General features: G+C 65.2%; 17 protein-coding genes and 2 tRNA genes. 9 read left to right on the forward strand and 10 right to left on the reverse strand.

What is annotated here, in order from left to right:
• Positions 1-40: 40 nt before the first annotated feature.
• From G365_RS0113785 to gph, 6 genes are all read right to left on the reverse strand, one after another.
• On the reverse strand, positions 41-2,674 hold the full coding sequence (locus G365_RS0113785) for a PEP/pyruvate-binding domain-containing protein (protein ID WP_019646115.1): 2,634 nt from the start codon (positions 2,672-2,674) through the stop codon (positions 41-43).
• Positions 2,671-3,273 (reverse strand): TetR/AcrR family transcriptional regulator, encoded by a 603-nt coding sequence (locus tag G365_RS0113790; RefSeq protein ID WP_019646116.1) that lies wholly within the window; start codon positions 3,271-3,273, stop codon positions 2,671-2,673. Before G365_RS0113790 ends, G365_RS0113785 begins: the two co-directional genes overlap by 4 nt.
• A gap of 155 nt (positions 3,274-3,428) precedes the next feature.
• Positions 3,429-3,503, reverse strand: a tRNA-Val gene (locus G365_RS0113795).
• A gap of 84 nt (positions 3,504-3,587) precedes the next feature.
• Positions 3,588-4,298 (reverse strand): monofunctional biosynthetic peptidoglycan transglycosylase, encoded by a 711-nt coding sequence (gene mtgA / locus G365_RS0113800; protein WP_019646117.1) that lies wholly within the window; start codon positions 4,296-4,298, stop codon positions 3,588-3,590.
• A 130-nt stretch (positions 4,299-4,428) separates the two neighbouring features.
• Positions 4,429-4,503 (reverse strand) — tRNA-Val (locus G365_RS0113805).
• 78 nt (positions 4,504-4,581) lie between these two features.
• Complete coding sequence (gene gph, locus G365_RS0113810; protein ID WP_155976281.1) at positions 4,582-5,304, reverse strand: phosphoglycolate phosphatase; 723 nt, start codon at positions 5,302-5,304, stop codon at positions 4,582-4,584.
• 218 nt (positions 5,305-5,522) lie between these two features.
• Here gph and glmU point away from each other — a divergent pair, with 218 nt between their 5' ends.
• Complete coding sequence (gene glmU / locus G365_RS0113815; protein ID WP_019646119.1) at positions 5,523-6,878, forward strand: bifunctional UDP-N-acetylglucosamine diphosphorylase/glucosamine-1-phosphate N-acetyltransferase GlmU; 1,356 nt, start codon at positions 5,523-5,525, stop codon at positions 6,876-6,878.
• Between the two features lie 12 nt (positions 6,879-6,890).
• Positions 6,891-8,714: a glutamine--fructose-6-phosphate transaminase (isomerizing) gene (gene glmS, locus G365_RS0113820; protein ID WP_019646120.1), complete on the forward strand. Its 1,824-nt coding sequence runs from the start codon at positions 6,891-6,893 to the stop codon at positions 8,712-8,714.
• Positions 8,715-8,869: 155 nt separating this feature from the next.
• On the opposite strand, the gene G365_RS0113825 is transcribed toward glmS, so the two are convergent.
• On the reverse strand, positions 8,870-9,844 hold the full coding sequence (locus tag G365_RS0113825; protein WP_019646121.1) for a toll/interleukin-1 receptor domain-containing protein: 975 nt from the start codon (positions 9,842-9,844) through the stop codon (positions 8,870-8,872).
• 210 nt (positions 9,845-10,054) lie between these two features.
• A complete protein-coding gene (locus G365_RS0113830) occupies positions 10,055-10,909 on the reverse strand; it encodes a MurR/RpiR family transcriptional regulator (RefSeq protein WP_019646122.1) in 855 nt (284 codons plus the stop codon).
• Positions 10,910-11,031: 122 nt separating this feature from the next.
• Between G365_RS0113830 and G365_RS0113835 the strand changes: the two genes are divergently transcribed.
• From G365_RS0113835 to G365_RS0113865, 7 genes are all read left to right on the forward strand, one after another.
• Positions 11,032-12,642 (forward strand): ABC transporter substrate-binding protein, encoded by a 1,611-nt coding sequence (locus G365_RS0113835; protein WP_019646123.1) that lies wholly within the window; start codon positions 11,032-11,034, stop codon positions 12,640-12,642.
• Between the two features lie 87 nt (positions 12,643-12,729).
• On the forward strand, positions 12,730-13,707 hold the full coding sequence (locus G365_RS0113840; protein ID WP_019646124.1) for an ABC transporter permease: 978 nt from the start codon (positions 12,730-12,732) through the stop codon (positions 13,705-13,707).
• Positions 13,704-14,621, forward strand: coding sequence for an ABC transporter permease (locus tag G365_RS0113845; RefSeq protein WP_019646125.1), 918 nt, complete (start codon positions 13,704-13,706; stop codon positions 14,619-14,621). The genes G365_RS0113840 and G365_RS0113845 overlap by 4 nt, the downstream gene beginning before the upstream one ends.
• Complete coding sequence (locus G365_RS0113850; protein ID WP_019646126.1) at positions 14,618-15,613, forward strand: ABC transporter ATP-binding protein; 996 nt, start codon at positions 14,618-14,620, stop codon at positions 15,611-15,613. Before G365_RS0113845 ends, G365_RS0113850 begins: the two co-directional genes overlap by 4 nt.
• Complete coding sequence (locus tag G365_RS0113855; protein ID WP_019646127.1) at positions 15,610-16,614, forward strand: ABC transporter ATP-binding protein; 1,005 nt, start codon at positions 15,610-15,612, stop codon at positions 16,612-16,614. Before G365_RS0113850 ends, G365_RS0113855 begins: the two co-directional genes overlap by 4 nt.
• The gene (locus tag G365_RS0113860; protein WP_019646128.1) at positions 16,611-17,483 is read left to right on the forward strand and encodes an alpha/beta hydrolase; all 873 of its coding nucleotides are present in this window, start codon (positions 16,611-16,613) and stop codon (positions 17,481-17,483) included. Before G365_RS0113855 ends, G365_RS0113860 begins: the two co-directional genes overlap by 4 nt.
• A gap of 331 nt (positions 17,484-17,814) precedes the next feature.
• A complete protein-coding gene (locus G365_RS0113865) occupies positions 17,815-19,236 on the forward strand; it encodes a M20 family metallopeptidase (protein WP_019646129.1) in 1,422 nt (473 codons plus the stop codon).
• Positions 19,237-19,246: 10 nt separating this feature from the next.
• Here G365_RS0113865 and G365_RS0113870 read toward each other — a convergent pair whose 3' ends face one another.
• Positions 19,247-20,029 carry a methyltransferase gene (locus tag G365_RS0113870; RefSeq protein WP_019646130.1) on the reverse strand — a complete coding sequence of 261 codons (783 nt, stop codon included), beginning with the start codon at positions 20,027-20,029 and terminating at the stop codon, positions 19,247-19,249.
• Positions 20,030-20,085: 56 nt separating this feature from the next.
• A complete protein-coding gene (pdxR, locus tag G365_RS0113875) occupies positions 20,086-21,552 on the reverse strand; it encodes a MocR-like pyridoxine biosynthesis transcription factor PdxR (RefSeq protein ID WP_019646131.1) in 1,467 nt (488 codons plus the stop codon).
• Positions 21,553-21,638: the final 86 nt, after the last annotated feature.

Genomic DNA, 21,638 nt, shown 5'->3' on the forward strand with positions numbered 1-21,638 from the left:
CGGTTCAGGCTATCCGCATGAATACGGAGGACCGGCCCCGTTACCGCAGCAGCCGCACCACCCCGGCGTTGCCGTCCACCTCCACCGTTTCGCCGTCGCACAGGCGGCTGAGGATGCCGGGGCAGTTGACCACGGCGGGCAGCCCGTATTCCCGCGCCACGATGGCGGTATGAGAGATCCAGCCCCCGGTCTCGGCCACCACCGCCCCGGCACGCAGGAACAGCGGCGTCCATGCCGGGTCGGTGGCGGGGGCGACCAGAATATCCCCGGCCTGAAGGCGGTGGCCGTCGGCAGGGTGATGCAGCAGCCGCACGGTGCCGCGTATCACCCCGCCGGAAACCCCCATGCCGACCAGCGTGGTATCGGTGGCGGCGACACTGGTGGGCGGCGGCAGCGCCACCCCGGCGGTGATGACGGCGGGGGTCTGGTCCGGCAGGCGGGCATGACCGGCGCGCCGGTCCGCAATGCGGCGGCGCAGCGGCAGGGGGGCTTTAAGCAGATGGTGCCAGACCTCCTGCCGGGTGCAGAAAAAGATGTCGTCCGGGCGGTCGGTCTGGCCCCGTTCCACCAGCCGTCGCCCCAGCTCCAGCATCAGGGTCCGCAGGCTGTCGAGCAGGGCGACCAGCGTTGATTTGGCCTCTTCCCGGGCGGCGGCATCGGTGGCGGCGGTGGCGGTCAGGGCCCGTACCAGCGGCCGCAGCAGCAGCGGCACCTGTGTCCAGGCTTCACTGCGGCGGCGGCTGGCGCGCAGGGCGCTTTCCCCGGCGGTATCGGCCCCGCCGGTCAGGTGCCCGGCGATGACGTCAAGCAGCCAGCGCGGATCATCGCGCCAGCGCGGGCTGGCAATGTCGATCTCATCAATGCCGCGATGGCCGAAGGTGGCGAGAAAATCGGCGAAGGCCGCGCGGAAGGGCGATGTCGGCGGCAGGGTCTGCCAGTCGGGGCGGCGGTCGGGCAACTGGCAGATCCAGCGCAGGGCGTCGGGGTCGCGGCGGATCAGGTCGGCCAGACTGAGCAGGCGGCTGCCATGGTCGGCGCTGGTGACGCCGCCGCGCCCGGCCATCAAGGCCGAGGCGAGTTCGGTCCCGCGTCCGGGCCGGACCCGGTCCAGCAGCAGGCGCACCGGCAGCACCCCGCCACCGCCGAAAATCAGCCCGGTCAGAATCACGTCATCGGGGGCGATCAGGCAGCACAGGGTATCGGCGCGCTCGATCAGCGCCGTATCCGGCAGGGGGTCCAGCGGGGCGGCGGACAGGCGGGCCGCCTCGGCCCGCACGGCGGCGACGCGGGCGGGCAGGGCCCGGCGCATCTGCTTCAGGGCCCGGTTGACCCGGCTGAGGGAGCGCATCCAGCGCAGCCGGTCGCGCCACCCGGCGGGGGGCACGGCAATGGCGGGCTGATGGCCGCCGATCATACTGTTGAACAGGGCGGGCGGGGTGCCGAACTGCCTCCAGCTTTCCCACTGCATCTGGGAAAGGTTCAGATACATCCGCCCGTGAAACAGCCGGAACCGCCGGATTTCCGGGGCGGTGTCGCTGCCGGTGGCCCGGGCCGGGGCCTGCAGGGCCCGTTGCAGCAGGTCGCGGGACAGGCTCCAGCCCATCGGCGACGGCGGGCGGGCCACCACTTCCCGCACATTGGCGTCAGACCACAGCAGGGGCTGGCCGCTGATGGCGGCGGGCATCGGCTCCGGCTGGCGGGTCACCGGGCGGGCCTGCACCAGCCACAGGCGGTCGCCATCCCAGACCCATTCGATATCCTGCGGGGTTTCAAAGGTCCCGAGGGTATCTTCAACCTGCCGGGCCAGACGGGCGAGATCCAGCGCCGCCGCCTGTGGCAGGGCCGGGCGGGTATCGCCGCCGGGGACGGTTTCGGTGGTGGTCCCGCCCCCGGCGGCGGGGACGAAGCGCAGCTCTTTCCGCCCCGGCATCCACTGCACGATCCGGGCGTCGCTGCCATCGCGCAGGCTGCCGTCGGGGTTAAACTCAATCACGATGTTATCGGGGTCACAGCGGCCCTGCACCACCGCTTCACCAAGGCCGAAGGCGGCGGCGATGCGCACATGGTCGTGGCGTCCGCTGCGCGGATCCTGCGAGAAGGCGACCCCGGCGGCGACGGCGGACAGCATCGGCAGCATCAGCACGGCGGGGTCAATCGGCCCGGTCAGCCGCAGGCGGCGGCGGTAACTGAGGGCGGCATCCCCCCAGGCGGAGGCCCAGCAGGCCCGCACCGCGTACTCCAGCGCCGCCATCCCGCCGACATGCAGCAGAGAAGTATGGATCCCGGCGAAGGAGGCGGCAGCGGAATCTTCCCCCGAGACCGAGGAGCGTACCGCCAGCGACGGCCAGCGCGCCGCCAGCCCGGCCAGCGCGGTCAGCAGGGCGGGGGGCATCGCGGCGGTGGCGATGGCCTGTTGCAGCCCGGCGGCGGTGTCTGCCGGGGTGATGGCGGTCTCCGGGTCCGGGGTTGCCCGCTGCCACAGCCCGGTCAGGCCGTTGCTGTCCAGAAAATGCCGGAAGGCGGTGACCGGCAGCACCGCCAGATCGGGCACGGGAAAGCCGAGGCTGCTCAGACGGGCCAGCGCGGCTGCTTTTCCGCCGGTCTGGCCCGGTGCCGCAGACAGGATGGCGTCTGCCCCGGTCAGCAGCAGGGGGGTGGTGGGAAGGGCGTTCATCGGCGGGTTGCTCCGTGCAGGAACAGGGTCAAAATGCGCTGGAAGTCTGTACGCAGCGCTGCGGGATCGGGATCTGTCAGGCAGCGCAGGGTGACGCCCAGATAGAGCATCTGCAGATTATCCGACAGGGCATCGGCGCTGATGTCGGGCCGGATGTCGCCCTCGGCCTGCCCCTGTTCCAGCACTTTGGTCAGGATGATGCCGAAGCCGCTGCGGCGGTGGTCGCCTGCCGGGTTTGCCATCTGGCTGAAGCGGTGCCGCAGATAGGCGGGAAACAGCCCGTCGTGGCGGTCAATCCAGCGGACGGATGCCTCAAACAGCCCTTCCAGCCGGGTGGCGGTGGTGCCGGGGGCTTCGATCAGGCCCAGCATCTCGGGGCGGGCGGTGGCGATATCGGCGCGGACGATGGCGGCAGCAATGGCGTCTTTGGTCGGAAAGTGGCTGTACAGGGTTGCCTTGGCGACGTCGGCGGCGGCGGCGATCTGTTCCATGGTGACGGTGCTGAAGCCGTCGCGGGCGAACAGGTCGGCGGCAATGGCGACAATCTCATCATGGGCAGCCTGCCGCTTGCGTTCCCGCCGGGTTGAAGGGATGGGCATCGGACCTCGCAGGGCGTTATAAACTTGAACGTCGTTCAAAAATAATACGCCGTTCAGGTTTGTCAAGGCGCGGCGGCGGGCCGGGATCATCAGCGGTGCGGCTGAAAGGAATGCTGAAAAGCAAGAAACCCCCAAGGTTTCCCTTGGGGGTTTCATGGTGGGCGATACAAGGATTGAACTTGTGACCCCACCCGTGTGAAGGGTGTGCTCTCCCGCTGAGCTAATCGCCCGTTTTACCGGTTGCCGAGATCCTCGGCGTCGGGAGGCGCTTTATAAAAAAGCTGATCCCCCCTGTCAACGGGAAAAGAAGAAAATCAGCCGGTCCCGCAGGCCCCATCTGTTCCCAGCCGCACCTGATCGGCACGGGCGTCAATACGGGCAACATGGCGGCTTAAGGCCGGGCCGGGGTGCAGCGGGTTACGGTCCAGCGGGTCGGGCAGCAGGGCAGCCAGCAGGGCGGCTTCCCGTGCGGTCAGCGCGGCGGCGGGTTTACGGAAGTAGTGGCGGGCGGCGGCCTCGGCCCCATACAGGCCGGGGCCGAATTCGACGATGTTCAGATAGGTTTCCAGAATCCGCCGTTTCGGCCACAGCGTCTCCAGATAGACCGTCAGATACGCCTCCAGCCCCTTGCGCAGGAAGGTCCGGCCCGGCCACAGGTACAGGTTTTTGGCTGTCTGCATGGAAATGGTGCTGCCGCCGATCAGGGGGCGTCCGCTGCCCAGACGGTCAAAGGCAGTGCCGATCGCATCCCAGTCAAACCCCCGGTGGGTGCAGAACTTGCCGTCTTCTGACGCGATGACGGCGCGGCGCAGGTGGGGCGAAATGGCGTCCAGCGGCTGCCAGTCTTTTTCCAGCCCGTATCCCTGTGCGGCGCGGATCAGCATCAGCGGGGTGCCCGGCGGGGGCAGCAGACGGAACAGCAGGGTCAGCACCAGCGGCAGGCCGACGCCAGCCACCAGCAGGCCGCGCCACAGCAGGCGGCGGGTGCGGGGCGATGGCAGGGACAGGCGGAACGGCAGTGGCACGGGGCGGGGGGATCCGGTCTGTGTGTCTCGGGGCTGACAGGCTACCCCCGAATGACCGGCGCCGGAACCCCTGTGAGCTATCCGGGGGCCCGGAAACAGGAAACCCCCGAGGTTTCCCTCAGGGGTTTCATGGTGGGCGATACAAGGATTGAACTTGTGACCCCACCCGTGTGAAGGGTGTGCTCTCCCGCTGAGCTAATCGCCCGTTTTACCGGTTGCCGAGATCCTCGGCGTCGGGAGCCGGATGTATAAAGATCCGGCTCCCCGCTGTCAACATAAAAAATCACGCCATCGCCGGGGCGGTCAGCACCTGCGCAACCGCCTGCGGTACCTGGGTAAAATGATCAATCAGCGCATCAGCGCCCAGGCTTTCCAGCGGGCCGTGGCAATAGCCGAACGTGACGCAGACGCTGGGCAGGCCGGCGGCGCGGGCGGCGGCGCTGTCGTTCAGGCTGTCGCCGATCATCACTGCCGGGCGGCCGGTGGCGTTCAGGCGGTCCAGCGCCGTGGTCAGCGGCAGCGGGTCGGGTTTCAGCGCCGGGGTGGATCCGCCGCCGATCACCACGGTAAAGAATTTCAGCAGATCCAGCTTTTTCAGCAGGGCGACGGCGGGCTGTTCCGGCTTGTTGGTCACCACCGCCATCGGGTGCCCGGCATCGCGCAGGGCGGTCAGGGTTTCCACCACGCCGGGGTAGAGGGTGGTTTCGGTTGAAGGGTGATCGCCGTAAACCGCCATAAAGCGGTCATAGAGGGTTTCGATGACAGCCTCACCGTCATGGCGCGGGGCGGGCAGGCCGCCGGTGTGGCGGTAGGCGCGTTCCATCAGTTTACGGGCGCCGTTACCGATCATGGCGGTGATCGCCGGGCGGTCGAGCGCCGGGCGGCCATCCTCGGCCAGCACCGTGTTCACGGCGGTCAGCAGGTCGGGCACGCTGTCAACCAGCGTTCCGTCAAGGTCGAAGAGGAGGGCAGGAGTTTTAATGTCGGAAATCTGGGGAGTCATCATCACATCCGGGATCAGGAGAAAAACAGGGGACTGAGAAAATCTGAAACACAACGAAACACGTTTTGATTTTCCGGTTGCATCAGGATATGGCACTTTCCCGACGGACACACCAGTCCGTCTGCCGCTTTTTGTCCCCTGCCGGGGACCGGTGCAGTTTGTCCCCTGCCGGGGACCGGTGCGGGCGGGAAAACGAACATTTCAGGTCTGTGGGGTTTTTGATGGCGTCGTCTGCTGCTGCGATTGTTCTGGCCGCCGGTCTGGGCACCCGTATGAAGTCCTCTCTGCCGAAAGTGCTGCATCCGGTTCTGGGCCGCCCGATGGTCGCCCATGTGGCGGCGGCGGCGGCGCAGGCAGGGGTTGACCGTCTGGTGGTGGTGGTCGGGCCGGAAGGCGATGCGGTGGCCAGAGTGGTCGCCCCGCACCCGACCGTGGTGCAGCACGACCGTCTGGGCACCGGCCATGCCGCGCTTCAGGCCCGCGCGGCGCTGGAAGGGTTTACCGGCACGGTGGTGGTGCTGTGCGGCGATGCCCCGCTGCTGCGCCCGGAAACGGTGCGCGCCCTGATTGATGCGCGGGAAAGCGCCGGGGCCGGGGTGGCGGTGCTGGGGTTCGAGGCTGCCGAGCCGGGGGCCTATGGCCGCCTGATGCTGGAAGACGGATCCAGCCTGACCGCCATTGTCGAGGCCAAGGAAGCGACCCCGGAGCAACTGGCGGTGCGCTGGTGTAATTCCGGGGTGCTGGCGATTGACGGTGCCGCCCTGTGGGGCTGGCTGGACCGGATCAGCAACGCCAATGCCAAGGGTGAATATTATCTGACCGACGTGGTGGCGCTGGCCCGGGCCGATGGCCGTGCCTGCGTGATGGTGCCGTGCCCGGAGCAGGAGGTGATGGGCGTCAACGCCCGGGCCGAGCTGGCGGTGTGCGAAACCGTGGCCCAGAACCGGATGCGCCAGCAGGCGATGGCCGACGGTGTGACCCTGATTGACCCGGCCACCACTTATTTCAGCTGGGATACCCGGCTGGGGCGGGATGTGACGGTTGGCCCGTTCACCGTATTCGGCCCCGGCGTGACGGTGGCGGATGGGGTCGAAATCAAAGGCTTCTGTCATTTTGAGGACTGCACCGTGGCGGCCGGGGCCAGCGTCGGCCCCTATGCCCGCCTGCGTCCCGGTGCCGAGATCGGTGAAGGGGCCCACATCGGCAACTTTGTCGAGGTCAAGAAGGCGACGGTCGAGGCCGGGGCCAAGGTCAATCACCTGTCTTACATCGGCGATGCCTTTGTCGGGGCCAAGGCCAATATCGGGGCGGGCACCATCACCTGTAACTATGACGGCTTCGGTAAGTATAAGACCACCATCGGCGCCGGGGCCTTTGTCGGGTCCAATTCCTCGCTGGTGGCCCCGGTGACCATCGGGGACGGGGCGATTGTCGGGGCGGGATCGGTGATCACCCGCGATGTAGAGGCCGACGCGCTGGGTGTGACCCGCGCTGAACAGGTTCAGAAATCCGGCTGGGCGGCCCGGTTCCGGGATGTCAAGCGCGCCGCTAAACTTGCCCTTTCGGCGAAGAAGTAAGGAAATTCAGACATGTGCGGCATTATTGGTGTTGTTGGCCTGCAGGATGCGGCCCCGCGTCTGGTCGATGGTCTGAAGCGTCTGGAATACCGGGGCTATGACAGCGCCGGGATCGCCACCCTGATCGGGGATGGCATCGACCGCCGCCGGGCGGAAGGCAAGCTGGTCAATCTGGCCAACCGCCTGAAGGAAGACCCGCTGCCGGGCACCGTTGGCATCGGCCATACCCGCTGGGCCACCCACGGCGTGCCGACCGAGCGGAATGCGCACCCGCATACCGATGGCCGGGTGGCGGTGGTGCATAATGGCATCATCGAAAACTACGCCTCCCTGCGGGCGGAGCTTCAGGCGGTGGGCTGCGAATTCCGCAGCGATACCGACACCGAGACGGTGGTGCACCTGATCAGCCATTACTGGCAGAACGGCGTTGACCCGGTGACGGCCACCCACAAGGCGCTGAAGCGTCTGGACGGGGCCTTTGCGCTGGCGATTATCTTCACCGGCGAACACAACCTGATGATTGCCGCCCGCAAGGGCAGCCCGCTGGCGGTCGGCTATGGCGACGGGGAGATGTATATCGGCTCTGACGCGCTGGCCCTGTCGCACCTGACCAACCGCCTCAGCTATCTGGAAGAAGGCGACTGGGCGGTGGTGCGCCGTGACGGTGTGGAGTTCCGGACCCTTGACGGTGATGTGGTGCAGCGCCCGGTGCATATCTCTGCCCTGTCCGGGGCGATGATCGGCAAGGGCGAACACCGCCACTATATGGCGAAGGAAATCTTCGAGCAGCCGCAGGTGATCGGCGACAGCCTGAACGCGCTGGTCAACCCCAGCACCCGGGCGGTGTCGCTGCCTGATCTGCCGTTTGATCTGGCGACGGTGCGCCGGGTGACGATTGTCGCCTGCGGCACTTCGTATTACGCCGGTCTGGTCGCCAAGTACTGGCTGGAAAGCGTCGCCCGGGTGCCGGTGGATATCGACGTGGCGTCGGAGTTCCGCTACCGCGAGCCGGTGCTGGAAGACGGCGGGCTGGCGCTGTTCATCTCCCAGTCGGGGGAAACCGCCGACACGCTGGCTGCCCTGCGCTACTGCAAGGAACACGGCCAGCATGTGGTGTCGCTGGTCAACGTGCCGGAAAGCACCATGGCGCGGGAAAGCCATGCCATTCTTCAGACTCTGGCCGGGCCGGAAATCGGTGTGGCGTCCACCAAGGCGTTTACCACCCAGCTGACCGTTCTGGCCTGTCTGACGCTGGCGGTGGCGCGGGCACGCGGGGCGATCTCGGTGGAGCGCGAGGCCGAACTGTCGCAGGCGCTGATCGAGGTCCCGGCCCGCGCCGGGGAAGTGCTGAACCACGACGAACGCATCCGCGCCATCGCCGAAGACGTGATGCTGGCCCGCGACGTGCTGTATCTGGGCCGGGGTGCCAGTTATCCGATCGCGCTGGAAGGGGCGCTGAAGCTGAAGGAAATCAGCTACATCCACGCCGAAGGCTACGCCGCCGGGGAAATGAAGCACGGCCCGATCGCTCTGATCGACGACAGCGTGCCGGTGGTGGTGATCGCGCCGGGCGACAGCCTGCTGGACAAGACCATTTCCAACGTGCAGGAAACCGTCGCCCGCGGTGGCCGGGTCATTGCCTTCTCCGACGCCGACGGCGTGGAGCGGATGAAGGACAGCGCCGTGTACTCCATTACCCTTCCGGCGGTGGATCCGTTCGTGGCGCCGATCCTGTACGCCATTCCGGTGCAGCTTCTGGCCTACCACGTCGCGGTGCTGAAAGGCACCGACGTTGACCAGCCGCGCAATCTGGCGAAGAGCGTGACGGTGGAGTGATCGACCGTCCGGCATGACCAAAACAGTCAGCCCCGTCGGGTTTTTCGACGGGGCTGTTTCACGTCTCGTGATGTGTGGGAACGTGGGCAACCCATACAAAATGCGTGTTGGGTCGGCTTTTTGGTTGGGCTGTGTTAGACAAAATCGCTATCGTCTCACCACGTTCGGTCTTTACCTATCATTCGATTTTCAATCTTTAATGACACGGCGTGATCAATCAGACGTGGGATTTCCATCAATAGAATATGATTTGCTTTGCTTCTGCCCATAATGCGTTCTGCCATCGGACTGCTCGTTGCTTGATGGACGAAGCGTGTCAAGCGACCGCCGATTTCATTTATATCTTTCGAGTTTGCTGTCTTTAATTCTTGGTGTGCTTGGATTAAAACTTCAGCAAGCCAAGGCATTTTATCTCTTATAAAACCTGCAATAACCAAAAGCGACATGTCTGTGTTGCTGGCCTCAAAAAGAAAATGCATCATTTCGTCAATGCTGCGCGCATCCATCTCTCGTGGCCTAAGTGTCATGAGGCGCGTATCTTTTTCAGAGATCTCCATATCAATTTCACGAAAACGCGAGTTTATCCCGCGAATCTGCGAAACAAGATCCTCCAAAACCTCGGTTTGTGTTCTCGCCTGCTTTCCTAAATTCTCATGTTTTGGAATTGAATCAAGTTTAGATTGGAGTTGAGGCCAAATAAGGGGAACGAGTTTTTCGATATTAGATTCTTCAGTCTTTGTATCGGATACGGTATTGATTGCCTTTAGTACGCTGAATAAACCTTTCTCTTCAACTTTTATTGCTTGAAATTGAGAGAGGGGACCGCTCAGTTCTCTTAATTCCAAATCATATAAAAGCGGGATCACTTTTCCGTCCTGCATCGACTTAGAAAGCGCCCCTGCCTCGAAAAGAATCCATTCAGACTTAATATTCTCTGGGGTGACACAAAGAATGCCGAAGTTAGCTGACTCCAATTCCGTGGCAACGGTTTTGGCCCATCGATCTCCGGCACTGATATCTTTGTCGGAAACAAAAGGACGAGCATTCTGGAGTACAAGTGGAATCAACTCCTTCAATGCGGTGGCAAGTGCTTTGCTGCGATCTCCGCTCCAGCTTATGAATACCTTCATCAAACCCTCGAAGAATTCTTCTGTTTGAGGGAATTATCGCATTAATTGTATTTTTATGCAAGACAGCACCGTAAGGGGCGGGTGTTTTTTCGTATGTGCGCTTCCCTTGTATGATGTCGGTGCGGGGGAGGTGATGAAGGGATGGGTGGGTTTCTGGGATATTGATAGCGCTTTCTGCGGTGCTGATCCGTTTATCGGCCTGTGTCCCCGTTACCGATGCACATCTTCCGGCAGGGTGCCGAGGGTGGCGGCGACGATGTCGGGGCGCCGGGCGGCGACCGTTGCAATCAGGGCGTCGGCCACCGCGAAGATGGCCGCCGGAGAATTCGGCAGCAGGCGGCTTTTGGCCGGGGCAAACAAAGCGGCATCGGCCAGCTGGGCCAGCGGTGAGGTCGGGCTGTCGGTCAGGGCCAGCACCGTCGCCCCCTGTGCCTTGGCGATTTTGGTGAAGTCCGCCGTGCTGCCGGAGTAGCGGGGGACGGAAATGGCGATCACCGCATCCTCTGGCCCGATGGTGCGGATCAGGCTGCTGGAATACTGCGTTGCCCCCCGCATCAGCAGGTTGGTCACGCTTTTTGCCGTATACAGCGCCAGACCTTCTTCCAGATAGGCGGCGGCGTAATGGCTGGCCCCGGTGCCCAGTATCAGGATCCGCCGGGCCTGCAGCACCGCATCAACAAAGCGGCTGGCGGTCTGTGCGTCAATGTTGGCAAGGGCATCGCGGGTGTTCTGCACCGTGTCAGCCAGAAAGCCGTGCAGCGGGGTTCCGGCGGCGGCGTCACTGTCGCTGACGGTACTGCTGCCGCCCGGCGGGGCCTGATAATCCGCGACGATCTTTTCCCGGAACTCACTGAAGCTGCTGTACCCGATTGCCCGCACAAACCGGGTGATGGTGGCGGTGGAGGCGCCGCTGGCCTCTGCCACCCCTTCAATTGACAGGGCGACCACCTCCAGCGGGTGAGACATCACAAAGTCAGCAATTTTGCGGTGGGATTTGCTCAGGTCGGGGTAGGCGGCGGCAATCCGCCCGGCGAAGTCAGACTTTGGGCTTAGAGTTGCGGCCATGACGAATTCCCCATTGCTGGCGTCAAAATATTTTCATATGATTATCTTATGAAAAAAATTCTATCAAAAAACTAACCGGCTGTCATCAAACATTCTCCGGTCCAAAAAACAGCGAGGCTTTCATGACCAAAAATCTGTTCGCCGCCAGCCTTCTGGCAACCACTCTGCTGGCAGGGGGCGCCCATGCGCAGGGGCTGAAAATCGCCCTGTCGTCAGAGCCGACGGCCATTGACCCACATTACCACGATGTGACCCCCAACAATGCGATGACCTCGCACATTTTTGAAGGTCTGACCCGTCAGGATGAGAAGCAGGGCATTCATCCGGCCCTTGCCGCCTCGTGGGACAATGACGGCGCGAACCGCTGGACCTTCAGGCTGCGCGACGGGGTGACCTTCTCTGACGGCACCCCCTTCACCTCGGAAGACGTGGTGTTCACCTTCTGCCGGACCCTGAAGAACGAAACCGCCATCGCCGGGTCGTTTGCTGATGTCACCGCCAGCTTCGCCAGTGTCGAGGCCCCGGACGCCAAGACCGTGGTGATCACCACCAAGACGCCGGAGCCGTTGCTGGCCAACTTCCTCAGCACCGTGCGCATTCTCAGCGCGTCAATCGCCAAGCATGACAAGATCACTTTTGACGTTGCCAACAACTGCGGCGTCACCAGCCCGTGGCCGGTAGTCGGTGATTTCAACGACGGCAAGCTGGCGCTGGGCACCGGCCCGTACAAGCTGAAGAGCTATGTGCGCGGCACCGGCATCACGCTGGAACGCAACGAAACCTACTGGGGCGGCAAGGAACCGTGGGAGAGCGTGCAGTTCGTGCCGGTCCCCAACGCCGGGCCGCGTCTGGCCGGTCTGCTGGCCGGGGATTATGACCTGATCGAAAACCCGGCGGCCCGCGATCTGGGCCGGGTCAAGGGTGACAAGCGTTTCGGCATTGCCATCACCCCCAGCACCCGGGTGATTTATTATCAGCTGGACGTGGCGCGGGAGCAGAGCCCCTTCGTCAAGACCGCCAACGGCAAGAACCCGCTGCAGGATGTGCGGGTGCGTGAAGCGATCTCGCTGGCGATTGACCGCAAGGCGATCATCGACCGCCTGATGGACGGTATGGCGGCACAGGCCGGTGAATTCCTGCCGACCGGTATGTTCGGCGCGCTGCCGACCCAGCCGGTGCTGCGCTATGACCCGGCGGCGGCGAAGAAGCTGCTGGCCGAGGCGGGTTATGCCGACGGCTTCCAGCTGACCATTTCCACCACCAATGACCGTTACATCAACGACAGTCAGATCGCGCAGGCGGTGGCGCAGTACCTCAACCAGATCGGCATCAAGGCCGATGTTGATGCCATGACCCGCACGCTGTACTTCCCGCGCCGTGCGAAGAAGGAATTCAGCATGTCGGTCGGCGGCTGGACCTCGGCCAGCGGCGAAGCCTCGTCGTTCCTGCGGCAGTGGGCGGCAACCCCCAATGCGGCGGGCACCCTTGGCGGCTCCAACTACGGTGGCTACAAGAACGAAGCTTTCGACAAGCTGATCTATGAAGCCGTCGCGACGATGGATGATACCAAGCGGTCCAGCCTGCTGCAGGAAGCGACCAAGACCGTGATGAAGGATTACGCCTTCATTCCGCTGCACTTCGAGGCCGGGGTGTGGGCCCATAAGGCCGGTCTGACCTTCACCGGCCGGTCCGATCAGTTCACCCTCGCCATGTCGGCCCGTCCGGCACAGTAACCGTACCGTGTGCGCCCCCCGCCCCGGCCATGCTGCCGGGGCGGGGGATGCTGATCCGGGGCAATGGGTCCGGGGTGGGGTAATCCAATGACCGCCTATTTTTTACAGAGACTGATCCAGAGCATTGCGGTGCTGCTGGCGGTTTCGGTTGTGGTCTTCTTTGCCGTCTATGGCATCGGCGATCCGATTGAACTTCTGGTGCCGCCGCAGGCCAGCGCGGCGGAGCGTCTGGCCCTGATCAAACGGCTTGGCCTCGACCAGCCGGTCTGGCACCAGTACTTCACGTTTCTCGGCAACGCCCTCAGCGGCAATCTCGGCACCTCGTTCGTGCATGGGGTGCCGGTGGTCTCGCTGATCCTCGGGCGGCTTCCCGCCACGCTGGAGCTGGTGCTGCTGTCGATGATCACCGCCGCCGTGGTCAGTGTGCCGCTGGGCCTGTATGCCGGGCTTAACCCCGACAGCCGCCCGGCACGCTTTATCATGGCCGGTACGGTGATCGGTTTCTCCCTGCCCAGTTTCTGGAAAGGGATGATGCTGGTGCTGCTGTTCAGTGTCTGGCTCGGCTGGCTGCCGACCGCCGGGCGGGGCGAGACGGTGGCCTTTCTTGGCCTTCAGACCAGTCTGTTCACGTGGGATGGGCTGGAACATCTGATCCTGCCGACCCTTAACCTCGCCATTCCCAACACCGTGCTGATGGTGCGGCTGATTGCCGCCGGTGCGTCAGAGGCGACGACGCAGGATTACGTTAAGTTTGCCCGCGCCAAGGGCATTCCGCGCCGCCGGATCGTCAACCGCCACATTCTGCGCAACATCCTGATTCCGGTGGTGACGGTGGTGGGCATCGAGTTCGGCAGTCTGGTCGCCTTCTCGACCATCACCGAGACGGTGTTCTCGTGGCCGGGCATGGGCAAGCTGCTGATTGACAGTATCTATCAGCTCGACCGTCCGGTGGTGGTCGCCTACGTCATGCTGACGACCCTGCTGTTCGTCGGCGTCAACCTGATTGTCGATGTGCTGTACGCGGCCCTCGACCCGCGGGTTAAACTCTCGGGAGGGATGACATGAGCAAGCCCGGTCTTCCGGTTCCGTCTATTCCGGCTTCTGCCGATACGCCGCTGCGGCGGCGGGTGCTGAAGGCGATCCGCAACCGCCCGACCATGCGCGGTGCCGCCGTTCTGCTGGGGGTGCTGGTGCTGCTGGCGCTGCTGGCCCCGTTCATCGCCCCGCAGAACCCCTATGACCTTGCCTCGCTGAACATGATGGACAACCGGCTGCCGCCGGGGGCGGCGGCAATGGGGGGGGCCACCTACTGGCTTGGCACTGACGCGCAGGGCCGTGACATGGTCAGCGCCATTCTGTACGGCCTGCGGACCAGCCTGCTGGTCGGCCTGCTGTCCACCGGCGGGGCGATGCTGATCGGCATCACCGCCGGGCTGTTTGCCGCCCAGATCGGCGGTGCGGTTGATGCCCTGATCATGCGCATTGTCGATTTCATGCTGGGGTTTCCGTCCATTCTGGTGGCGCTGGTGCTGCTGGCATCGGTCGGGCGCGGCATCGACAAGGTGATTCTGGCGATCATCGTCGTGCAGTGGGCGCAGTATGCCCGGCTGATGCGGGCCTCGGCACTGGTGGAACGGCGGAAGGAATACATCGAGGCGGCGGTCAACTTCGGCCTGCCGACCCGCCACATCATGCTGGCGCATCTGCTGCCCAATTCGGTCGGGGCGGTGCTGGTGGTCTCGACCATCAGTGTTGCCAGTGCGATCACGCTGGAAGCGACGCTGTCGTTCCTTGGCGTCGGGGTGCCGGTGACCCAGCCGTCGCTGGGCCTGCTGATTGCCAACGGCTTTGAATATCTGCTGTCGGGCGAATACTGGATTGCCGTGTTCCCCGGTATTGCGCTGGTGCTGCTGATTGTCTCGCTTAACTTTGTCGGTGACCGTCTGCGCCGCAGCTTCAACGTGAGGGCCTCAACATGACCGGCCTGCTGGATGTCCGCGGCCTGCGGACGGTTTTTCACGCCCCGGAAGGGGCCTGGGCGGCGGTGGATGGCGTTGACCTGACCATCGGGCGCGGCGAGGTGCTGTGTCTGGTCGGGGAGTCGGGGTCCGGGAAGTCGGTGACCGGGTTCTCCATCGTCCGGCTGATTGACCCGCCGGGCGAAATCGTCGAGGGCGAAATCCTGTTTGACGGTGCCGACCTGCGCCGGGCCTCGCAGGAAGATCTGCGTGCCCTGCGGGGCAACCGTATCGCCATGGTGTTTCAGGATCCGCTGTCGACGCTTAACCCGGTGCTGACCATCGGGGAGCAGATGGCCGAAGCCATCACCGCGCACCGCAGCTGTAGCAAGGCGCAGATCACCGAAGAGTCGGTGCGGGCTCTGGCCCGGGTCGGCATTCCGTCGCCGGAGGTGCGGCTGCGCCAGTACCCGCATGAGTTTTCCGGCGGGATGCGGCAGCGGGTGGCAATTGCCATTGCCCTGCTGAACAGCCCGGATCTGATCATCGCCGACGAGCCGACAACCGCACTGGACGTGACGATCCAGAGCCAGATCCTGTACGAAGTGCAGAAACTGGCGCGGGAAACCGGGACCGCCATCCTGTGGATCACCCACGATCTGGCGATCGTGGCCGAGCTGGCCGACCGGGTGGCGGTGATGTACGCCGGGCAGATCGTCGAAAGCGGCCCGGCGGATGATGTGCTGGACCGGCCACGCCATCCCTACACCCTTGGTCTGCTCAAGTCTTCGACCGGCACGGTACAGCCGGGGGAACGGCTGCATCAGATCGACGGCAACGCCCCGCGCATTGATGCCCGCCCGTCGGGCTGCCCGTTCCGTACCCGCTGTGACCGGGTGGTTGCGGTCTGCGCTGAGGTCTATCCGGCCCGGCAGCAGGCGGGGGAGCAGATCTTCCGCTGTCATAACCCCGTCACTTCTGCGTCTGTCACTTCGGGGGAGGACCTGCCGTGAGCGATACCCTGTTTGAGATGATCGGCGTCCGCAAGTACTTCCAGCCCCGCCCGAAAGCGGCGGAACGGCTGCTGGGGCTTGTCGGGCGCGCGAAGCCCCCGGCGGCGCTGCGGGCGGTGGACGGGGTTGATCTGGCGGTCCGGCGCGGCGAGGTGCTGGGGCTGGTCGGGGAATCCGGCTGCGGCAAATCCACCCTGTCGCGGATGGCCACCGGCATCCACACCCCCAGCGCCGGAGAGGTGCTGTACAACGGCCGCAGCGTGTTTGCGCTGAAAGACCGGGAGAAGCTGGATTTTCTGCTGAAGGTCCAGATGATCTTTCAGGATCCGTATGCCTCGCTCAATCCGCGCATGCGGGTCCACCGCATCATCAGCGAGGCGCTGGAAGTCCACCGGCTGGCCCCGAAGGCGGAAATCGCCGACCGGGTCAGTCAGGCGCTGGAAGACGTCGGGCTGGATGCCGCCTACCGCAACCGTTATCCGCACCAGTTTTCCGGCGGGCAGCGCCAGCGCATCGGCATTGCCCGGGCCCTTGCGGTCCGCCCGGAGTTTCTGGTCTGCGATGAGCCGGTCTCGGCACTGGATGTGTCGGTACAGGCGCAGGTCATCAACCTGTTTATGGATCTGCGCAGCCGCTATGGCCTGACCTATCTGTTTGTCAGCCATGATCTGGGGGTGGTCCGCCACATCAGCGACCGCATCGCCATCATGTACCTTGGCCGGATTGTGGAAATCGGCCCGGCGGCTGCGGTGTTCTCTGCCCCCGCCCATCCGTACAGCGCGGCACTGCTGAAAGCCAGCCCGTCGTTAAGCCGCCGCCGCCGGGTGTTCGAGCCGCTGCAGGGCGATCTGCCTTCGCCGCTGTCCCCGCCATCGGGCTGTCCGTTCCATCCGCGCTGCGCGCAGGCCATGCCGGTCTGCCGTGAGCGCCGCCCCGTCCTGAAAGAGGTGGCCCCCGGCCAGAGTGCCGCCTGCCACCTGCATCACCCGGAGTCAGCATGACCACCCTTTCCCTTTCCCCGGCGACCGGGCGCAGCGCCCTGCCGTTCGTTGATGCCCATCACCCGGACCGTCCGCTGATGGTGCATTGTTACCGCCCGGCCTCTCACCGCCCGGAAAACCCGGTGGTGATCGTGCAGCACGGCATGATGCGCAACGGTGATGAATACCGTGATTTCTGGATTCCGGCGGCGGAAAAACACGGCCTGCTGATTGCCGCGCCGACGTTTTCCGACGCGGCCTTTCCGGGCGTGGATGGCTACAACAACGGTCTGGTGGTGGCGTCTGACGGCAGCATGACCCCGCCGCAGCACTGGGCCTATGCGGTTCCGGCCCGGGTGCTGGAGGCTCTGCGCGCCGGGGGGGCGACCACCCGCACTCAGGCGATGCTGTACGGTCATTCCGCCGGGGGGCAGTTCGCCCACCGCCTGCTGGCAACGCAGGACCATGCCCCGTTCGCGGCGGTGATTGCCGCCAATCCCGGCTGGTACACCCTGCCGGACCTCGGGCGGGCCTTCCCCGAGGGGCTGGGCGGGACCGGCTTTGACGATCACCGGCTGGCGGAATGGTTTGCATACCCGATGCAGATTTTTGCCGGTGATCAGGACATCGAGGAAAACGATCCCAATCTGCCCGCCCAGCCGGAAGCTCTGGCGCAGGGGCCGTGCCGGTATGCGCGGGCTAAGTTCATGTTTATGTTTGCCCGCACACAGGCGGCGGCGCTGGGGATGCCGTTTCACTGGACCCTGACCGAAGTGCCGGGCGTCGGCCACGATGGCGAGGCGATGTCACGGGCAGCGGCGGCCTTCTGGTTTGAAGACGGTCGCATTCCCCCGGCATCGGAACTGGTTTCCGATGCCGGGCAGCTCTGACAGATCCGCCAGAGGCAAGGGAAGGGCGCGGATGCGCCCGTCCGCGCGTGCGGACGTAAGCCAAGCGGGCGGAGGCCCGCGCCCGGCGCCTGAGGGACTAAAAAGAAAACCGGAGCGCAGAGACTGGCCCATTGAGGGCCCGTCCGCGCGTGCGGACGTAAGCCAAGCGGGCGGACGCCCGCGCCCGGCGCCTGAGGGACCGAACAAACGGAGGGCTGCGCAGCAGACCGACTGGCCCATTGAGGGCCCGCGCGACCATTCGCGCGTAAGCCAAGCGGGCGGACGCCCGCGCCCGGCGCCTGAGGGGCCGAACAAACAAAAGGACATCATCATGACCGCGCAGGATTATCAGGCATTGTGGCAGGCGGTTGACGCCCGGAAAGACCGGCTGACCGCCCTGAGTGATCAGGTGTGGGAAACGCCCGAGGTCTGTTACACCGAGGTCCGGTCCGCCGCGGCCCATAAGGCAGAGCTTCTGCATCACGGGTTTCGGGTAACGCAGGGCGTTGCCGGTATTGAGACGGCCCTGATTGCCGAGGCCGGGCAGGGCGGGCCGGTGATTGCCTTTCTGGGGGAATATGATGCCCTGCCGGGCCTTAGCCAGCAGGCCGGGCTGTGTCAGCACCACCCGGTGGAACCCGGCGGCAACGGTCATGGCTGCGGCCATAATCTGCTGGGGTCTGGGGCGATGCTGGCTGCCGTCGCGCTGAAGGCGTATCTGGCGGAACACGGTCTGCCCGGGCGGGTGCGCTATTACGGTTGTCCGGCTGAGGAAGGCGGGGCGGCCAAGACCTTCATGGTCCGCGACGGGGCATTTGCCGATGTCGATATTGCCATCTCGTGGCACCCTTACAGCTTCTGGGAAGTGGCCCCGGCGCTGTCGCTGGCCAATACCCGCGCCGATTTCTTCTTCACCGGGCGCACCGCCCATGCCGCCGCCTCGCCGCATCTGGGCCGCAGTGCGCTGGATGCGGTGGAGCTGATGAGCGTCGGCGTCAATTATATGCGGGAGCATATGCCCTCTGACGCCCGTGTCCATTATGCCCTCCTCGATGCCGGGGGGATTGCCCCCAACGTGGTGCAGGCCCGGGCCCATGTCCGCTATTCCATCCGGGCGATGGATCTGCAGGGCATGCTGGATCTGGTGGAGCGGGTGCATAAAATCGCACAGGGTGCGGCCCTGATGACGGAAACCAGTGTGCGGATGCAGATCATCAGCGCGGTGTCGAACACGCTGGGCAACCGCCCGCTGGAAGAAGCCCTGCACGCGGTGATGACCGATCTGGGGCCGCCGCCGTTTGATGCCGGGGACCGCGCCTACGCCGAAGGTATTCGGGCGACGCTGTCAGAAAAGGATATCGCCTCGGTCTATCAGGCGATCGGCATGCCGCAGCGCGATGTCCCGCTGGCTGATTTTCTGGTGCCGCTGGATACGCCGCGCAAGCCGCTGATCGGATCCACCGATGTCGGCGATGTCAGCTGGGTGGTGCCGACGGTGCAGGTCCATGCCCCGACGGTGGCGATCGGTACGCCGTTCCACACCTGGCAGGTGGTGGCGCAGGGCAAGGCCCCGGCAGCCCATAAAGCGATGGTGCATGCCGCCAAGGCAATGGCGGCCACCGGGTTGGCCGCAATCCGTGATCCGGCGCTGATCGTGGCGGCGAAAGCGGCACTGGCTGCCCATACCGCCCGCACCCCCTATGTCTGCCCGGTCGGGCCGGACGTACAGCCGCCGCTGGATATGTCGCGCTGATCCCCTGTGGTTATGGGATCAGCCGCACCGGCGGGCTGTCGGCTGTGGCCGGGTGCTTCTGGTAAATGACACCCTCCTGCGCCGGATCGGACCGCAGGAGGTTGTCCGGCCCGTACAGCGGCATGCCGGGGTACTGTCTGATGGTTGCCCGGGGGGTGAACCCGGCGGCGACGGCGGTATCATGGAAGGCGAAGTTACTGAAAATCTGACAGTAAAACCCGCCGGGCCGCACCACCTGCGCCAGCCCGGTCACCGTCCGTTCGTAATCGGCAAACCGGATCAGCCGGTCACAGCGCCGGGGGCGTGACCACAGGTCATGGTGCCGGAACACTGACAGGGCGAACACCGCGTCAAACAGCTTTCCGTCTTCTGGCAGTACAGCGGCGGATGATCCGCACAGCAGGGTCAGCCGCCCGTCGTGCTGCAAACGCGACAGGGTGTGTCCGGCACTGGTCAGGCGCTGTGGGCTGATATCAATGCCGGTCAGCAGGCTATCAGGAAAGCTGATGCTGAGGGATGCCAGCTCTTCCCCGGTTGAGCAGCCGAACGACAGCAGCCGCAGCGGCCGGGGCTGTCCGGCCAGTTCTGCCTGAAGAAAGCGCAATAACGCCGGATGGCGCACGACTTTGGTGAAGCCGGAGGGCTGAAACAGATTGTCCGGTGCCTGAAGCTGCAGGCGGGCTGTCTCCCGCTCTTCCGGTGTGCTGCCCCGGTACAGGCTGTGCAGAAGCCGGAGACGGCGAACCCCGGGAAGCATGCGGATGTAGCTGTGAAGGCGGGACTGAAAACGCATAACGCCCTGAAAGGGTCAGTGGAAATGGCAAAGGCACCCTACTGTGGCTGATGCTCTCACGCAAGCATGCGGTGTGCCTGTGCCAGCAGTGCCACTGCCTGACCGGCCTCGGCTTCGGTCAGGGCGGCAAAGCCGATGCGGAAGGCCTGCGGGGAAGGGGTGCCCGGTATCACTGCAAACGAAGATCCCGGCCGCACCGCCAGCCCCAGCCGCGCGGCGGCGGTGGCCCAGCGGTCGGCGTCGCTGCCGTCGGTGATGGTCGCCCACAGGGCCAGCCCGCCTGCCGGGGAATGGATCTGCAGGGCATGGCCGAGGGCTGCGGTCAGTGCTGCCGTCATGTGATCGCGCCGGGCCTGATAGATCCGCCGCGCCTTGCGGGTGTGGCGGGCCAGATCCCCGTCCTCAATCAGCCGGGCGACGGCGGCTTCCAGCGGGGTATCGCCCTGACGGTCGATGGCATCCCGCCGCTCCGCCATCACCCGCAGCAGGGCCGGGGGGGCCGCTGCATAGCCCAGCCGCAGGGTCGGGGCCAGCACTTTCGACAGGGACCCGACGTAGATCACGGCTCCGCCACCGGGCAGCCCGTCTCCGCCGGGGCGGCACCGGGCGGCCAGCGGCAGCACCGGGGTGCCATCGAAGCGGTAATCGTGATCATAGTCATCCTCGATGAGGATCAGGCCGTGACGGGCGGCCAGATCCAGCAGCCGCAGCCGCCGTTCCGCCCCCAGTGTCACCGTGGTCGGGTACTGATGATGCGGGGTGACGTAGACCGCCCGCAGCCCGGCACCGGATGCCGCCAGCGCTTCCAGCGCCGTCAGATCAATCCCGCCGGAATCCACCGGGACCGGCAGCACCCGGGCTCCGGCAGCCCGGAAGGCGGCTGCGGCCTGCGGATAGCCGGGGTCTTCCACCGCAATGGCACCATTCCCGGTGATACCGGGCGGCATGGCGGCCACCGCAGCCAGATACAGCGCCATCTGGCTGCCCCGGGTGACCAGCAGATCGAAGGCCCCGGGGGACAGGCCGCGTTCAGTCGCCAGAAGCCGGGACAGGGCCCCCCGCAGCTGAGGCAGCCCGCGCGGATCGCCATAGCCGTCACCATAGCCGCTGCTGCCGCTGAGGGCACGGCGGAAGGCGCGGGCGAAATCGGCGGCAGGCATCAGGCGCGGGTCTGGCACACCGTCTGACAGATGCAGCAGCACTGCCGGGGTGCCGGGCGGCTTGGGCCGCACCGGCGGGCGGGCGGGGGCCGCCGGGGCATGATCGGGCAGGGTGGCGGTGACAAAGGTCCCGCGCGACGGGGACGGCGTCAGCCAGCCCTGAGCGATGGCCTCGCGGAATGCGGCATCGACGGTGTTGCGGTGCAGCCCGAGTTCCGCCGCCAGAGCCCGGCTGCCGGGCAGCCGGTCGCCCGGCTTCAGGCGGCCATCGGTGATGGCGGCAATAATCGCATCGCACAGCCGCAGGAACACCGGGCGCCGCTGCCCCGGTGCCTGCGACAGATCGAACGGAAAGGTCTGCATCACAACCGGCCTATCAGAAATCTCAGAACCGGCACTTTATCACAGGCCGGGGAGACGGTAGCAGGGGGATCTGCCCAGCTCCCTCC

Origin of the sequence: Novispirillum itersonii subsp. itersonii ATCC 12639 (assembly GCF_000381985.1) — a bacterium.
Taxonomy (GTDB): domain Bacteria; phylum Pseudomonadota; class Alphaproteobacteria; order Rhodospirillales; family Rhodospirillaceae; genus Novispirillum; species Novispirillum itersonii.

Bases quoted from the DNA above. Each gene is read 5' to 3' on its own strand.
- G365_RS0113785 (WP_019646115.1), bottom strand. From the start codon at position 2,674: ATGAACGCCCTTCCCACCACCCCCCTGCTGCTGACCGGGGCAGACGCC.
- G365_RS0113790 (WP_019646116.1), bottom strand. From the start codon at position 3,273: ATGCCCATCCCTTCAACCCGGCGGGAACGCAAGCGGCAGGCTGCCCAT.
- gph (WP_155976281.1), bottom strand. From the start codon at position 5,304: ATGATGACTCCCCAGATTTCCGACATTAAAACTCCTGCCCTCCTCTTC.
- glmU (WP_019646119.1), top strand. From the start codon at position 5,523: ATGGCGTCGTCTGCTGCTGCGATTGTTCTGGCCGCCGGTCTGGGCACC.
- glmS (WP_019646120.1), top strand. From the start codon at position 6,891: ATGTGCGGCATTATTGGTGTTGTTGGCCTGCAGGATGCGGCCCCGCGT.
- G365_RS0113825 (WP_019646121.1), bottom strand. From the start codon at position 9,844: ATGAAGGTATTCATAAGCTGGAGCGGAGATCGCAGCAAAGCACTTGCC.
- G365_RS0113830 (WP_019646122.1), bottom strand. From the start codon at position 10,909: ATGGCCGCAACTCTAAGCCCAAAGTCTGACTTCGCCGGGCGGATTGCC.
- G365_RS0113835 (WP_019646123.1), top strand. From the start codon at position 11,032: ATGACCAAAAATCTGTTCGCCGCCAGCCTTCTGGCAACCACTCTGCTG.
- G365_RS0113840 (WP_019646124.1), top strand. From the start codon at position 12,730: ATGACCGCCTATTTTTTACAGAGACTGATCCAGAGCATTGCGGTGCTG.
- G365_RS0113845 (WP_019646125.1), top strand. From the start codon at position 13,704: ATGAGCAAGCCCGGTCTTCCGGTTCCGTCTATTCCGGCTTCTGCCGAT.
- G365_RS0113850 (WP_019646126.1), top strand. From the start codon at position 14,618: ATGACCGGCCTGCTGGATGTCCGCGGCCTGCGGACGGTTTTTCACGCC.
- G365_RS0113860 (WP_019646128.1), top strand. From the start codon at position 16,611: ATGACCACCCTTTCCCTTTCCCCGGCGACCGGGCGCAGCGCCCTGCCG.
- G365_RS0113865 (WP_019646129.1), top strand. From the start codon at position 17,815: ATGACCGCGCAGGATTATCAGGCATTGTGGCAGGCGGTTGACGCCCGG.
- G365_RS0113870 (WP_019646130.1), bottom strand. From the start codon at position 20,029: ATGCGTTTTCAGTCCCGCCTTCACAGCTACATCCGCATGCTTCCCGGG.
- pdxR (WP_019646131.1), bottom strand. From the start codon at position 21,552: ATGCAGACCTTTCCGTTCGATCTGTCGCAGGCACCGGGGCAGCGGCGC.